Here is a 14759-nt window from a genome sequence, read left to right as displayed (position 1 = left end):
AGCCAGGTAAATACCTGGCTTTTTAAGATTGGGGGGCGACAGGGATTAATCGACGATGCGTAGCAACTCGTTAATACCTACCTTGCCGCGGGTCTTGGCATCGACCTTCTTCACTATGATGGCGGCATATAAGTTATATTTGCCACACTGAGAGGGCAGGGTGCCTGATACGACAACTGAACCCGCTGGCACGCGGCCATAGTGGATCTCGCCGGTTTCACGGTCATAGATGCGGGTGCTCTGGCCTATGTATACCCCCATAGAGATAACACTGCCTTCTTCGACCACTACGCCTTCGACGATCTCTGAGCGCGCTCCGATGAAACAGTTGTCTTCGATGATGGTAGGGCCTGCCTGTAGCGGCTCCAACACGCCGCCGATGCCGACACCGCCAGAGAGGTGCACGTTCTTACCAATCTGGGCGCAAGAACCTACGGTCGCCCAGGTATCAACCATGGTGCCTTCATCAACATAGGCGCCGAGGTTAACGTAAGACGGCATGAGTACGGTGTTCTTGCCGATAAAAGAGCCTTTACGCACCGCGGCAGGTGGTACCACGCGGATCGCTTCCTGCTTGAAACGTGCCTCGTCATAGTCGGCAAATTTCATCGGTACTTTGTCGAAGAATTTGGTTTCCGCGCCGTCGATCACCTGGTTGTCGAAGATGCGGAAAGAGAGTAATACGGCTTTCTTTAGCCACTGATGTACATGCCATTGGCCGTCGATCTTCTCGGCGACGCGCGCTTCACCTGTGTCTAGCATGGCGATGGCTTTCTCAACGTCGGCGCGAACACTCGGCTCGACCGTGGTAGGGGTGATTTCTGCGCGAGCTTCAAAAGCTGCTTCTATACGTTGGCGTAAAGCCTCCATTAACGTCTCCCAATTATCATAAATTTGTCTGTTGATTAAACTTGGTTTTGCGTATCGAGCGCCTTGACCAGTGCTTCACTGAGCGCCTCTTGTTGTGTCTCGTTCAGTTGCTGCCCATCTTGTGTCTGCAACATAAAGAAATCTTCGGCGCGCTCGCCTATGGTGGTGATCTTCGCCGCCAACAGGGTGATCTCACAACGATAGAAGATATCACCCACCTTGGCCAATAATCCTGGGCTGTCCAGGGCGATCAGCTCCATCATACTGGTGCCTTGTTTGCGCGCCGGCAGGAAGCTTACCTGGGTCGGTACCCTGAAAGGTTTCATCTTACGCGGCAGCTTCTTAAATTTCGGCAATTTCGCCGTGTCATTGCTTAAGGCTTTCACCAGTGCCTTCTTGATCCCCTGGATGCGGGAGATCTGCGACACCGGGCTGCCATCTTGCTCTAAAATGACGAAAGAATCCAGTGCGTAGCCATCTTTTGAGGTCATGATGCTGGCGTCATGGACATTGATGTTCTTGTTATCCAGCACCGCCATCACTGTGGCAAACAGCTTAGGCTTATCCTGACTGTAGACAAACAGCTCGGTACCACCGCGGGTGGTGTGCTTGGAGATCAGCACCAGGGCCTCATCTTGCTTGTGTTTGAGTATCGCCTCGGCGTGCCAGGCCACCTGATTGGGCTGATGACGCAGGAAGTAGTCGGCCTTAAACCGTTGCCACAGGGTATCTAGGCTCTTCTCCTTGATCCCGCGGCGTAGCAGCTCCTTCTTCGCCTTGCCCTGATGCTCGCGCACGCGGGCGCGAATATCCACCGGCTTCTCCTTGCCCCGGGCAAGCACCCTCTGGGTGGAGAAGTAGAGATCCCGTAGCAGAGAGCCCTTCCAGTTGTTCCAGGTTTTCTCGTTGGTGGCGCAGATATCGGCGACCGTGAGGCAGTAGAGGTAACTCAGGTGCACGGCGTCGCGCACCCTGTCGGCAAACTCGGCCACCACATCGGGATCCGAAATATCCCGGCGCTGGGCGGTGACCGACATCACCAGGTGGTTTTCCACCAACCAGCTCACCAGGCGACCATCATGCTTATTGAGGCCGTGCAGATCGCAAAACTCTTGGGCATCCACGGCGCCGAGTTTACTGTGATCGCCGCCGCGTCCCTTGCCGATATCGTGGAAGATGGCCGCAAGCACCAGCAGCCCCTTCTTCGGCAGCTGATTGATCAGTATGGAGCCTAAGGGGAACTCATCCTTCTGCTCCGTCTGTGAGAACCTGTCGATGTTGAGCAGCAGTCTGTGGGTATGTTCGTCGACCGTGTAGGCGTGAAAGAGGTCGAACTGCATCTGCCCCTCGATGTTGCGCCAGGCGGGTAGGTAGGCCGACAGTATTCCGTGGCGGTGCATCAGGGAGAGAGAGGCTATGCCCCTTGGGTGTCGCAAGATCTCCAAAAACACCCTGCGGCAATCCTCATTGTCCATCAGCGGCGTCTGCTGGGCGCGACGGGCGCGCCTTAGGCTGCGCAGGGTAGGGGCGTAGATCCCCTTGATGTTAGAGTTGCGCGCCGTGTGCAGGAAGAGGCGCATGATCTCTACCGGGTCATGGAACAGATCCGCCTGCAGGGATTCGATAAAACTGCCTCGTCGCTGGTAATCCTCGTCTATGGGCTGAATTTCCAGCTCCTTGGTGTGACCCAGGGTGGCGCGCTTGAAGAGTTGCAGCAGCATCTGGTTGAGTTCCATCACCCGGCGCACGGTGCGATAGTAGCGCTTCATCATCTGCTCGACCGCAAGTTGGGTCTCATCCTTGTAGCCGAGCAGCTCCGCCACCTGACGCTGCAGGTCGAACAGCAGGCGGTTCTCGTCGCGCCCCGAGATCAGGTGCAGGGCAAAGCGCAGCTGCCATAGATAGCCCTGGCACTCCAGCAGCTCCTCGAGTTCATCCTGCTCCAGAAAGCCATGGGCGACCAGCTCCTCGGCGCAGCTGGCATCGAAGTAGCGCATCGCCACCCAGGTGATGGTCTGAATGTCTCTCAGGCCGCCCGGGCAGGATTTGAGATTGGGCTCGAGATCGAAGGCGCTGGCCTTGGCATGGCGCGCCACCTGTTCATCGCGCTTGGCGACAAAGAAGTCGCTGGCGGGCCAGAAGTCACCTTCGCGCACCTTGTCATACAGAGTATTAAACATCGCCTGGGGGCCGCAGAGCAATCTGGCTTCCAGCAGGTTGGTGGCGATGGTGATGTCGGCCTTGCCCTGAGCTATGGTCTCATCAATTGTTCTGACGCTGTGACCCACCTCGAGACCCGCATCCCAGAGGAAAGCGATAAACTGACTGAGTTTGGCTTCGTCGCTGGATTCGAGCGACCCTTGGATAAGAAACAGCAGATCCACATCGGATTGGGGATGCAGTTCCCCCCGGCCATAGCCGCCGACGGCGATTAGCGCCACGGGCGTGGTATCGAGTTGATGGGCTTGCCACTGGGCAATAAGGAGTTCATCGACGAAACGGCAGCGTTGGCTGACCAGGGCGGTCACAGATTCGCCGGCGCTGAAACGTTCTAGGAGTTCTTGATTTTGTTGTTTTAGGGCGTTCTTAGCCGTTAGCGCAGTGTTCATTGCAGTCCTTAACCTCAGAGCGAGCATAGCAGGCCGGATGGCCTGCTATGGGAGTAAACCACAATTTAGCTGCGTGTGCGATTAGTGGTTGATGATGCGGGGGAAGTTTTCTTCTTCGCGCAGGGTCAGCACCTCTACACCCGTTGGGGTGATCAGCAAAGTGTGTTCCCACTGAGCCGAGTTTTTACCGTCAGAGGTGGTCACCGTCCAGTTGTCGTCCTTGTCCAGTACGCTGGTGTGACGACCGGCGTTGATCATCGGCTCAATGGTGAAACACATGCCAGGACGCAGTACCGTCTTGTCATTGTTCTTGTAGTGCATCACCTGTGGCTCCTCGTGGAAGCCGGCGCCGATGCCGTGGCCACAGTAGTCGGTGACGATACTGTATTTTTCCAGGCCGGTTTTCTTGCTCTTGATATATTTCTCGATGATGGTGCCGATTTCGCCCAGTTTCATGCCTGGGCGCACCTTCTTGATCGCCTCATACAGGCTCTCCTGAGCCACGCGGCACAGGCGCTTGTCTTTGGCGCTGACATCACCGATGAGGAACATCTTAGAGGTGTCGCCATGGTAGCCATCTTTGATCACTGTGATGTCGATATTGATGATGTCGCCATCTTTCAGGGCGCGATCGCTTGGGATGCCGTGGCAGATCACTTCGTTGATAGAAGTACAGATAGATTTAGGAAAGCCATGGTAATCCAGCGGGGCCGAAATCGCGCCTTGCTCTTCGGTATATTTCGCACAGATATCATTGAGTTCGTTTGTGGTTACCCCTGCCTTTACATGGGGGGCAATCATCTCTAACACCTCGGCGGCCAGCTTGCCTGCCGCGCGCATTTTTTCGATCTCTTCGGCTGTTTTTATCACTATACTCATTAAGCTTTCTCTGTTGTGTCGGTAGTCGAATTTGGGGCGCCTCAAGGCGCTAAAAATTTGTGTTGGCGCCGATATTATGGTATAAAGCGCGCCGTTATGTTTGACTCTTGCCGATGAGGTTCATTATGACCCCATCTTGGAGCGAATGTGGCGGCCATTATACATGGCTATGACTAAATACTAAATCACACACGTATCGACACGTTCTTCGGGGTGCCTATTTAGGTCGGAGATATGGGATGCGTGGAGGTCTAACCCCCAATTTTTTAAGGTAAAAAAATGACTACAGTTTCAATGCGCGACATGCTTCAGGCCGGTGTTCACTTCGGTCACCAAACTCGTTACTGGAACCCTAAGATGAAGCCTTTCATCTTCGGCGCTCGTAACGGTGTACACATCATTAACCTAGAGCACACTGTGCCTATGTTCAATGAAGCACTAGCGTTCATCAGCAACGTAGCATCTAAGAAAGGTAAAGTACTTTTCGTTGGTACTAAGCGCGCTGCAAGCGAAGCGATCAAAGAAGCTGCTATTTCTTGTGATCAATACTACGTTGACAACCGTTGGTTGGGCGGCATGCTGACTAACTGGAAAACAGTTCGTCAATCAATCAAGCGTCTAAAAGATCTTGAAAGCCAGTCTGTAGACGGTACTTTCGACAAGCTGACCAAGAAAGAAGCGCTAATGCGTACTCGTGAGCTTGAGAAGCTAGAAAAGTCTCTTGGTGGTATCAAGAACATGGGCGGCCTACCTGACGTTATCTTCGTTATCGGTGCTGACCATGAGCATATCGCTATTAAAGAAGCTAACAACCTAGGTATCCCAGTTGTTGCTGTTGTTGATACTAACTCTTCTCCAGACGGCATCAACTACATCGTTCCTGGTAACGATGACGCTATGCGTGCAATTCGTCTGTATGCTGAGTCAGTAGCAGCGGCTGCTAAAGCAGGTCGTGGTCAAGACCTAGCGGTACAAGCTGAGCAAGACGGTTTCGTAGAAGCTGAATAATAAAGGCGGGATGAATTTCATCGCCCTTATTAACCAAGATAGATAATTGGTGAACAGGGGCCCTAAGGCCCCTGTTTTTTCACATTTGATTTGTAGAGTTACCTATAGAGGATTTAACAATGGCAATTACTGCTGCCCAAGTTAAAGAACTACGCGAGCGTACTGGCGCTGGCATGATGGATTGTAAAAAAGCGCTAACTGAAACCAATGGTGACATTGAGCTAGCGATTGAAAACATGCGTAAGAGCGGTGCTGCAAAGGCTGCTAAGAAAGCAGGTAACATCGCTGCTGAAGGTACTATCCTGATCAAGCAAGGCGAAGGTTTCTCAGTACTTCTAGAAGTTAACTGTCAAACTGACTTCGTTGCTAAAGACTCTAACTTCCTGGCTTTCGCTAACGAAGTTCTGGATGTTGCTGCAGCTGGCAAAGTATCTATTGCCGACCTACAAGCTCAGTTCGAAGAAACTCGTGTTGCGCTAGTTGCTAAAATCGGTGAAAACATCAACGTTCGTCGCGTTGAGTATATCGATGGTGCTAGCCAAGCTTCTTACCGTCACGGCGACCGTATCGGTGTTGTTGTAACTGGTGAAGCTGACGAAGAGACTCTGAAGCACGTTGCTATGCACGTTGCTGCTTCTAAGCCAGAATACGTTAACCCATCAGACGTACCAGCTGAAGTTGTTGAGAAAGAGAAAGCCGTTCAGATCGAAATCGCGATGAACGAAGGCAAGCCTCAAGAGATCGCTGAGAAGATGGTTGCTGGCCGTATGAAGAAGTTCACCGGTGAGGTTTCTCTGACTGGTCAAGCTTTCATCATGGAGCCTAAGAAGACTGTTGGCGAAATCCTTAAAGAGAAAGGCGCTACAGTAACTAACTTCATTCGTCTAGAAGTTGGTGAAGGTATCGAGAAGAAAGAAGAAGATTTTGCCGCTGAAGTAGCAGCGCAAATCGCCGCTTCTAAGGCGTAATCGCCAGTTGTAAGATACCCTAAAAACCGCAGCATTCGCTGCGGTTTTATTATGCCAATTAGATTGCTGCACAGCGCTTTTTTTTCTATATAATTGGCACGTTACCCATCGGCATTTATCAGGACAAACAACTATGAGCACAAATCCAAAACCTGCTTTTCGACGTATTCTTCTCAAACTGAGTGGCGAGGCCCTGATGGGCGAAGAGGGCTTTGGCATCGATCCCAAGGTGCTAGATCGCATGGCACAAGAGATTAAAGAGCTGGTTGAGCTTGGTATTCAGGTAGGTGTTGTGATTGGTGGCGGTAACCTATTCCGTGGTGAAGGCCTGGCACAAGCCGGTATGAACCGTGTGGTGGGCGACCATATGGGCATGTTGGCAACCGTAATGAATGGCCTGGCGATGCGCGATGCGCTGCACAGAGCCTATGTGAATGCCCGCCTGATGTCGGCCATCCCCTTGAAAGGCGTCTGTGACGACTACAACTGGGCCGAAGCGATTAGCCTGCTTAAATCTGGCCGCGTGGTGATCTTCGCCGCCGGTACGGGTAATCCTTTCTGTACCACAGACTCTGCCGCCTGCCTGCGCGGTATCGAGATCGAAGCCGAAGTGGTACTCAAGGGCACTAAGGTAGATGGTGTTTACTCTGATGACCCAGTCAAGAACCCAGAAGCGGTAAAATATGACGAGATGGGTTATGGCGAAGTCCTGGAAAAAGAATTGAAAGTGATGGATCTTGCGGCATTTACCCTTGCAAGAGATCACGATATGCCTATCTTAGTGTTTAATATGAACAAGCCTGGTGCGCTACGACGTGTTATCATGGGCGACCATGAAGGTACGCTTATTAGAAGTAGCCGTAAGACTGCCGAATAAATAACCCGATACGAACGAATTTAAGGATATTTAACGTGATTAACGAAATCAAAGAAGATGCAAAGAGCCGTATGGCGAAGTGTGTTGAAGCGACTAAGAATCAAATGGCTAAAGTACGTACTGGTCGTGCTCACCCAAGTCTGCTTGATTCGATTAAGGTGCCTTACTATGGTACGCCAACTCCGCTTAAGCAGGTAGGTAACGTATCTATTGAAGATTCTCGTACTCTGGCAATCACTGTCTTTGATACCACTATGATTGCAGCGGTTGAGAAGGCGATCATGAGTTCAGATCTGGGCCTAAACCCTATGTCTGCCGGTACGACTATCCGTATTCCACTACCAGCATTGACCGAAGAGCGTCGTAAGGACCTGATCAAGGTTGTTCGCGCCGAGGCTGAAAACGGTCGTATCGCCGTACGTAACGTACGTCGCGACGCTAACTCTGACGTGAAAGCGCTAGAGAAAGAGAAAGAGTGTACCGAGGACGATGTTCGCCGCACTGAAGATGAGATTCAGAAGTTTACTGACGCTCACATCAAGCAGATCGATGAGATCTTGACGGCAAAAGAAGCAGAGTTGATGGAAGTCTAATCTCCCTGTTTCGTTACTAGAGTTCGCACGCCGTGTAGGGGTATACTACACGGCGTTTGCTATTTTTAAGGGTTGTAATAGATGTCAATCGAATCTCAATCTGGCTCTGAGTTATCTAATGAAGCACTCGCAGAGCTGGTAAAACAGTCTATTCCCAAGCACGTGGCGATCATCATGGATGGCAACGGACGCTGGGCACAGGCACAGGGTAAGCCCCGTGTTGTGGGCCACAAGGCCGGTGTAAAGACTGTTCGTCGCGCGGTAAGTATGGCGCGTGAGATGGGGATAGGTTCGTTAACCCTGTTTGCGTTTTCCAGTGAAAACTGGCGCAGACCCGAGAAAGAAGTCAGCCTCCTGATGGAGCTGTTTTTCACCGTTTTACAACGAGAAATAAAACTGCTGGATAAAAACGGGGTAAGACTCAACATCATAGGGGACATCAGTCGTTTTTCTGCCCGCTTACAAAAGCAGATTGCCGCGGCGATGGAGAAGACGGCTAACAACGATGGTTTAATCCTCAATGTGGCAGCCAACTACGGCGGTCGCTGGGACATAGTGCAGGCGGCGCAAACCTTAGCCAAAAAGGTGGAATCTGGCGAAATGACCAGCAGTCAGTTCACCGAGGAGGCGTTAAGTCAGCATTTAAGCATGCAAAATCAACCGGAAGTTGATTTAATGATTCGCACCGGTGGCGATTTTCGCATTAGTAACTTTGTGTTATGGCAAGCGGCTTACGCAGAGTTAGTGTTTACTGATGTGTTGTGGCCAGATTTTGATGAACAGGCCTTTAAAGATGCGGTAGCCGTATTTGCTACCCGGCAGCGCCGTTTTGGATTGACGGGTTCTCAAATTGAGACTTTGCAGGCTGAGTAATAAATTTAAGAGGGAAAGTTTTGCTAAAACATAGAATAATAACAGCAGTATGGTTGATCCCATTGGTGATGGGAGCCATTTTCTTTTTCCCTGTGGAGTATTTTTCATGGGCTTTGGTGGCTGTGTTCCTGATCGCCGCCAAAGAGTGGGGACGCATCATAGACAAGCGCTGTAATGTGACCCAGTGGAGTTTCACCCTGACCATAGGCATCTTGCTGGTGGCGTTAAACCTCCTGGTGCCCACCGAAGAGGTTTGGTTTAAGGGGCAGCTACATCCTGTCTATCTCGCCATCACACTCATTGGCGCCATGTGGTGGGTCATCTCGTTATTCCTGGTACTCAGCTACCCTAAAAGTGCCGCCCTCTGGGGCAAGAGCCACATGCTGAAATCCATGTTTGGTCAGCTGACCTTAGTGCCCTGTTTTACCGCCCTGATCGCGCTAAAGGCCCTGAGCACTGCGAGCATGCCATACTATGGCGGCGCCTTGGTGTTCCTGGTGATGCTAACCGTGTGGGCGACTGATTCTGGTGCCTATTTCGCCGGTAAGGCCCTGGGCAAGCACAAGCTGATGCCTAACGTGAGTCCGGCAAAAACCGTCGAGGGGCTGCTCGGTGGCCTGGTGACTACCATGGTGGTCGTGGCGGGCGTGATGATGGTCTCGCCAGAGCAGGAGCTGGGACTCGTGATCGGCGTGACCCTGTTTGTTGCCCTGGTCTCGGCCCTTGGGGATCTATCGGAAAGTATGTTTAAGCGTGTGGCCGACATTAAAGATTCGGGCACCATATTGCCGGGTCATGGCGGGGTGCTTGATCGCATCGACAGCCTGACGGCGGCGCTGCCCATCTTTACCCTAATTTATATCGCATTTTGGATGTAACCATGCAGAAAATGGTGATTCTAGGCGCCACAGGTTCTATCGGCGCCAGTACCCTGAGCGTTATCGAGCAGAATCCTGAGTCCTACAAGGCCTTTGCCCTGGTCGCCCATAAGAGTGTCGATAAGATGCTCGACTTGTGTATCAAGTACAATCCATCGATAGCCCATATGGTCGACCCCCTAGCGGCGGCCGAGTTGCAGCGTCGTTTGCCGGCGCACATGGCGATTGCCGTCTCTTCGGGCGAAGATGAGTTGGCGGCTATCGTCGCGCTGCCCGAGGTGGATTGCGTCATGGCGGCCATCGTCGGCGCGGCGGGTCTACCTGCCACACTGGCGGCGGTTAAGGCGGGTAAGCGGGTGCTACTGGCCAATAAAGAGTCGCTCGTGATGTCGGGTCGTCTGTTTATCGATGCGATGCAGGGCTCAAACGCCAAGGTGTTGCCAGTAGACAGTGAGCACAACGCCATCTTCCAGTGTTTGCCAGAGCCTGCCCAGCAAGCCATTGGCGCCTGCGATCTGGCCGGTGCCGGTATCTCTCATATTCTGTTGACTGGATCGGGCGGACCTTTTCTCACCTCAGATCTCGATAGTCTGAGTCAGAAGACGCCGGATCAGGCCTGCAAACATCCTAACTGGTCGATGGGCCGCAAGATCTCGGTCGATTCTGCCAGCATGATGAACAAGGGGCTCGAGTATATCGAGGCCCGTTGGCTGTTTAATGCCACCAAAGAGCAACTTAAGGTGGTAGTGCATCCCCAGAGCGTGATCCACTCTATGGTGCAGTATAAGGATGGTAGCGTGTTGGCCCAGATGGGCAATCCAGACATGCGCACCCCTATCGCTCACTGCATGGCCTATCCGCAAAGAATTTCGGCGGGCGTTGAACCTTTAGATTTTTTTAAAGTCGGACAGTTAAGCTTTCTTGAACCCGACTTTAATCGCTTCCCCTGTCTGAAGTTGGCCATAGATGCCTGCGAGCAGGGACAGGAAGCCACTACAGTATTGAACGCGGCCAACGAAGTGTCGGTCGAGGCCTTCCTGGCAGGATCGATACGTTTTACCGATATCGCACGGGTAAACGAGTATTGCCTGAGTCATGTTGAGCAGCGTAGCTTAGACACCATAGAAGATATTTTGGCGCTGGACGGCCTGGCACGGCGTGCAGCGCAGGAGCGGGTCGCCAAGCTGTAAGGCTCGCGCTAGCTCGTTTTAAGGCTTTCGTGGCTTACGTAAGCAAAGATAAGCAGAGATAAGGAGAGGAATGCTAGACTTTTTGTGGAACTTGGGCTCATTCATTATCGCCCTTGGAATTCTCATCACGGCCCATGAATATGGTCACTTCTGGGTGGCTAGACGCTGTGGCGTGAAAGTTGAGCGTTTCTCTATCGGTTTCGGTAAGGCCATCTGGCGCAAGATCGGCGCCGATGGTACCGAGTACGTGGTGGCCATGATCCCCCTCGGCGGCTACGTGAAGATGCTCGACGAGCGGGTCGATACCGTTGCCGACGAGCTAAAGCCTCAGGCCTTTAACCGTAAATCTGTCTGGCAGCGCATCGCCATCGTCGGTGCCGGCCCCATGGCCAACTTCGTGTTCGCCATCTTTGCCCTCTACATCATGTACCTTATAGGTGTGCCCTCGATTAAACCTGTGATCGAATCGACACAGTCCGGCTCGCCGGCGGCTGTGATTCAGGTCAAGAAGCCTATGCAGGTGATTGCCGTTGGCGATCGCAGCGTACGCAACTGGGAAGAGGTGACCTATGCCTTGGTCGGTCACATAGGCGATGATGCCATCGACGTCACCCTGGCCCCCTTGTCGGGCGTGATGGGCGAGGAGCGCACCTATAAGCTAGATACCCGCAAATGGAAGTTTAATCCTGAGACTGAGTCGCCCATTATTTCTTTGGGCCTCAATGTCTTCAGGCCTGCCATCACCCCTAAGCTCGGTTTTGTTGATGAAGATGGCGCCGCCTATGCGGCGGGTTTGCGCCTAGGTGACACCTTAGTCGCCGTCGATAACAAATCTTATGGCGATTGGGATCAGTTTGTTGCCAAGATCAAGGCATCGGCCGACAAGCCTATCAGCGTGACCATCAGACGCGACGGTGAGCAGCTTAAGTTTAATGTTACTCCTAAGGCGCGCACTATTGACGGCGGTAAGGTCGAGGGCGTGATTGGCGTGGCACCGACCCAGGCGCCTTGGCCCGATGAGATGCGCCTGCAGCTGGAATACGGTGTCGGCGAGTCTCTCATGGTCGCCGCCGATAAAACATGGCAACTTGTATCGGTCAGCATTAAGATGATCGGCAAACTCTTTACCGGTGACGTGTCGGTGAAGAACCTGAGCGGCCCAATCTCTATCGCTCAGGGCGCGGGAAACAGCGCCAACTACGGCTTAGTTTACTTTTTGGGATTCCTGGCATTAATCAGCGTGAATTTAGGCATTATTAATTTATTGCCTTTACCCGTGCTTGATGGCGGGCATCTGTTATATTACTTCATCGAAGTGATCACAGGCAGGCCTGTACCGGAAAAGGTGCAGGAAATTGGATTCAGATTTGGGGCAGCCTTGCTGCTAATATTGATGAGTATCGCCCTTTTCAATGATTTTTCCCGACTCTGAGCAAGGACACACACATAATTAGAAGTGCTCTATGAGATTGAATAAAATTTTTGCCTCGATGTTATTAGTCGGTGCGTCTTTATCAGGGAAGGGTTGGGCCGATACATTCCAGCCTTTTGAAGTGACCGACATCCAGGTTAAGGGACTGCAGCGTGTTGCACTGGGTGCGGCGCTGTTGAATATTCCTATCAAGGTGGGAGACACGGTCGACGAGTTGCGTCTGCAGCAGGCGATCAAGAGCCTGTATTCCTCGACCAACTTCGAGCATATCGAGGTGAGCCGCGATGGCAGCGTCTTGGTGGTGACGGTCAAAGAAAGGCCTACCATCAGCGCAGTGACCTTCGAAGGCAACAAGGACATTAAAGACGAGCAGCTGCAAGAGAGTCTCGACGGCAGTGGCGTCAAGGCCGGTGAGTCGCTGGATCGCACCATGCTCAGCGGCATCGAGAAGAGCCTGCAAGACTTCTACTATGGCGTGGGTAAATATGGCGCCAAGGTTCAGGCTCAGGTGATCAACCTGCCGCGTAACCGTGTCGAGTTGAAGTTTAAGTTTACCGAAGGTTTGGCGGCAGAGATTCGTCAGATCAATGTGGTGGGCAACACTGTCTTTAGCGACGCCGAACTGATCGGCATGTTGGAGCTGAAAGACTATGTGGCCTGGTGGGATCTCTTCGGCGAGCGTCGCTATCAGAAGCAGAAGCTGCAGGCCGACCTTGAAACCATCAAGACCTTCTACCACAACCGCGGTTATATCCGTTTCGAGGTGACCTCGACTCAGGTGGCGATGACGCCTGACCGTAAGGGTCTCTACATTACCATCAACGTCGATGAGGGTGAGCAGTACAAGGTTAAAGAAGTTAACCTGACTGGCGATCTCATGGGTCGCGAAGAGGTGATGCAGGCGATTCTACCGATCAAGGTAGGCGATACCTATAACGGTGCAGACGTGACCTTTACCGAAGAGATGTATGGCAAGTATCTGGGCCGTTTCGGCTATGCCTACCCTGAGGTGAAGACCTATCCTGAGATCGATGATGAGACCAAAGAGGTCGCCCTCAACGTCAACATCAAGCCGGGTAAGCGCGTCTATGTACGTAGCATTAACTTTACCGGTAACCAGGTCACCAAAGATGAGGTGATGCGCCGCGAGCTGCGTCAGATGGAAGGTGCCTGGCTGAACTCGGCCCAGGTTGAGCAATCGAAAGCGCGTCTGAATCGCCTGGGTTACTTCGAAACCGTCGACACCCAGACGGTTCAGGTGCCGGGCACAGACGACCTGGTTGACGTCGACTTCACCGTGAAGGAGCAGCCATCAGGCTCGTTCAATGCGGGTGTGGGTTATGGTACCGAGTCGGGCCTGAGCTTACAGTTTGGTGTGCAGCAGAGTAACTTCTTGGGTACAGGTAACCAGGCGGGTATCAACCTTAATACCAACAAGTATTCTAAGAACGTCAACATCAACTATACAGATCCTTACTTCACCAAAGATGGCGTGAGCCTGGGTGGTAGCATCTACTGGAACGAGTTTGACGCTCAGGAAGCGAACCTCGAACGCTATAAGAACAGCTCTTACGGTATTGCGGTCAACTCCGGCTTCCCGATCAACGAATACAACCGTATCAACGGTGGTATCGGTTATCGTCACAACAGTATCTCGGAGATCTCGGCCTACGAGCAGGCCCTGCGTTTCTACAACATCTATCGTGATGCCAACGATCCTAACGCCGACCTGTCGTTCGATAACTTTGAGCTGACCCTCGGCTGGTACCGCAGCACGCTTAACCGCGGCACCTTCCCAACCGACGGTTCGTCACAGCGCCTGAGCGGCAAGATGACGGTACCGGGTTCGGATCTGCAGTATTTTAAGACAGATTTCGATACCAGCTTCTACTGGCCAATCAATCGCAGCCACAGCTTCGTGCTCCTGACTAAGGCGCGTCTGGGTTATGGTAACGGTTATGGTCAGTTCAACGACAATGACCAGATCCTACCGTTCTGGGAGAACTACTACTCGGGTGGTAGCAGCTCGCTGCGTGGCTTCAAGTCTAACTCAGTGGGTCCACGTTCATTCTACCTGTATCGTGGTAGTGAGCCTTGCTCGCCAACTCCTGGAGGGGATACTTGTACCTTGCCAGGGGATCCTAACCGTGTCACTGTGAGCGAAGGTCGCTCAATCGGTGGTAACGCCATCGCTACGGCGAGTGTCGAGATGATAGTGCCAACCCCATTCCTGGATGAGGCCTACACTAACTCGGTTCGTACCAGCTTCTTCGTCGATGCCGGTAACGTCTGGGATACCGAGTTCGATTACGACTCATATCGCTTCCTGCCGGTTGAGCAGTTCGACAAGCTGTCGGACTTTTCAGACCCAGGACGTATCCGCGCCTCGGCGGGGATGAGCGTTCAATGGTTGTCGCCAATGGGACCTATGGTATTTAGTCTTGCATGGCCAATCAAAAAATATGAAGATGATGACACAGAGATCTTCTCGTTCAACATTGGTAAAACTTTCTAAAGTAGAACTAATTTAAATAAAAAGTCATCGGCAAGTTTTGCTGATTATAAGGAGTTTATTTTGAATA

The 14759-nt window shown here is 52.3% G+C and carries 12 protein-coding genes; 9 read left to right on the top strand and 3 right to left on the bottom strand.

The features are described from left to right. Positions 1-45 precede the first annotated feature (45 nt). The 3 genes from dapD to map form a co-directional block, all read right to left on the bottom strand. Positions 46-870, bottom strand: coding sequence for a 2,3,4,5-tetrahydropyridine-2,6-dicarboxylate N-succinyltransferase (gene dapD, locus K0J45_RS13560; RefSeq protein WP_144200295.1), 825 nt, complete (start codon positions 868-870; stop codon positions 46-48). 35 nt (positions 871-905) lie between these two features. After that, on the bottom strand, positions 906-3479 hold the full coding sequence (gene glnD / locus K0J45_RS13555; protein WP_220042941.1) for a bifunctional uridylyltransferase/uridylyl-removing protein GlnD: 2574 nt from the start codon (positions 3477-3479) through the stop codon (positions 906-908). An 81-nt stretch (positions 3480-3560) separates the two neighbouring features. Next, positions 3561-4403, bottom strand: a complete 843-nt coding sequence (map, locus tag K0J45_RS13550; RefSeq protein WP_223294717.1) for a type I methionyl aminopeptidase — start codon at positions 4401-4403, stop codon at positions 3561-3563. A 234-nt stretch (positions 4404-4637) separates the two neighbouring features. Between map and rpsB the strand changes: the two genes are divergently transcribed. The 9 genes from rpsB (at position 4638) to bamA (ending at position 14692) form a co-directional block, all read left to right on the top strand. After that, positions 4638-5366 carry a 30S ribosomal protein S2 gene (gene rpsB / locus K0J45_RS13545; RefSeq protein ID WP_011866432.1) on the top strand — a complete coding sequence of 243 codons (729 nt, stop codon included), beginning with the start codon at positions 4638-4640 and terminating at the stop codon, positions 5364-5366. Positions 5367-5485: 119 nt separating this feature from the next. Further along, positions 5486-6334 (top strand): translation elongation factor Ts, encoded by an 849-nt coding sequence (gene tsf / locus K0J45_RS13540; RefSeq protein ID WP_011866431.1) that lies wholly within the window; start codon positions 5486-5488, stop codon positions 6332-6334. Positions 6335-6467: 133 nt separating this feature from the next. Further along, the gene (gene pyrH / locus K0J45_RS13535) at positions 6468-7211 is read left to right on the top strand and encodes a UMP kinase (protein ID WP_011866430.1); all 744 of its coding nucleotides are present in this window, start codon (positions 6468-6470) and stop codon (positions 7209-7211) included. 35 nt (positions 7212-7246) lie between these two features. Then, on the top strand, positions 7247-7804 hold the full coding sequence (frr, locus tag K0J45_RS13530) for a ribosome recycling factor (RefSeq protein WP_011866429.1): 558 nt from the start codon (positions 7247-7249) through the stop codon (positions 7802-7804). Positions 7805-7885: 81 nt separating this feature from the next. Further along, complete coding sequence (uppS, locus tag K0J45_RS13525) at positions 7886-8677, top strand: polyprenyl diphosphate synthase (RefSeq protein ID WP_144200298.1); 792 nt, start codon at positions 7886-7888, stop codon at positions 8675-8677. Between the two features lie 20 nt (positions 8678-8697). After that, positions 8698-9555: a phosphatidate cytidylyltransferase gene (locus K0J45_RS13520; RefSeq protein WP_041406674.1), complete on the top strand. Its 858-nt coding sequence runs from the start codon at positions 8698-8700 to the stop codon at positions 9553-9555. Between the two features lie 2 nt (positions 9556-9557). Beyond that, positions 9558-10745, top strand: coding sequence for a 1-deoxy-D-xylulose-5-phosphate reductoisomerase (gene ispC / locus K0J45_RS13515; protein ID WP_220042940.1), 1188 nt, complete (start codon positions 9558-9560; stop codon positions 10743-10745). Between the two features lie 70 nt (positions 10746-10815). Next, positions 10816-12177 (top strand): sigma E protease regulator RseP, encoded by a 1362-nt coding sequence (rseP, locus tag K0J45_RS13510; protein WP_220042939.1) that lies wholly within the window; start codon positions 10816-10818, stop codon positions 12175-12177. A 31-nt stretch (positions 12178-12208) separates the two neighbouring features. Then, positions 12209-14692, top strand: coding sequence for an outer membrane protein assembly factor BamA (bamA, locus tag K0J45_RS13505; RefSeq protein ID WP_220042938.1), 2484 nt, complete (start codon positions 12209-12211; stop codon positions 14690-14692). Positions 14693-14759 lie beyond the last annotated feature (67 nt).

The organism is Shewanella alkalitolerans, assembly GCF_019457575.1.
GTDB lineage: Bacteria > Pseudomonadota > Gammaproteobacteria > Enterobacterales > Shewanellaceae > Shewanella > Shewanella loihica.
This window is presented reverse-complemented; position numbering and strand designations above follow the sequence as displayed.

Excerpts from the sequence above, each read along its gene's own strand:
- pyrH (WP_011866430.1), top strand. The coding sequence starts at position 6,468 with ATGAGCACAAATCCAAAACCTGCTTTTCGACGTATTCTTCTCAAACTG.
- uppS (WP_144200298.1), top strand. The coding sequence starts at position 7,886 with ATGTCAATCGAATCTCAATCTGGCTCTGAGTTATCTAATGAAGCACTC.
- bamA (WP_220042938.1), top strand. The coding sequence starts at position 12,209 with ATGAGATTGAATAAAATTTTTGCCTCGATGTTATTAGTCGGTGCGTCT.
- dapD (WP_144200295.1), bottom strand. The coding sequence starts at position 870 with ATGGAGGCTTTACGCCAACGTATAGAAGCAGCTTTTGAAGCTCGCGCA.
- ispC (WP_220042940.1), top strand. The coding sequence starts at position 9,558 with ATGCAGAAAATGGTGATTCTAGGCGCCACAGGTTCTATCGGCGCCAGT.
- tsf (WP_011866431.1), top strand. The coding sequence starts at position 5,486 with ATGGCAATTACTGCTGCCCAAGTTAAAGAACTACGCGAGCGTACTGGC.
- rseP (WP_220042939.1), top strand. The coding sequence starts at position 10,816 with ATGCTAGACTTTTTGTGGAACTTGGGCTCATTCATTATCGCCCTTGGA.
- glnD (WP_220042941.1), bottom strand. The coding sequence starts at position 3,479 with ATGAACACTGCGCTAACGGCTAAGAACGCCCTAAAACAACAAAATCAA.
- rpsB (WP_011866432.1), top strand. The coding sequence starts at position 4,638 with ATGACTACAGTTTCAATGCGCGACATGCTTCAGGCCGGTGTTCACTTC.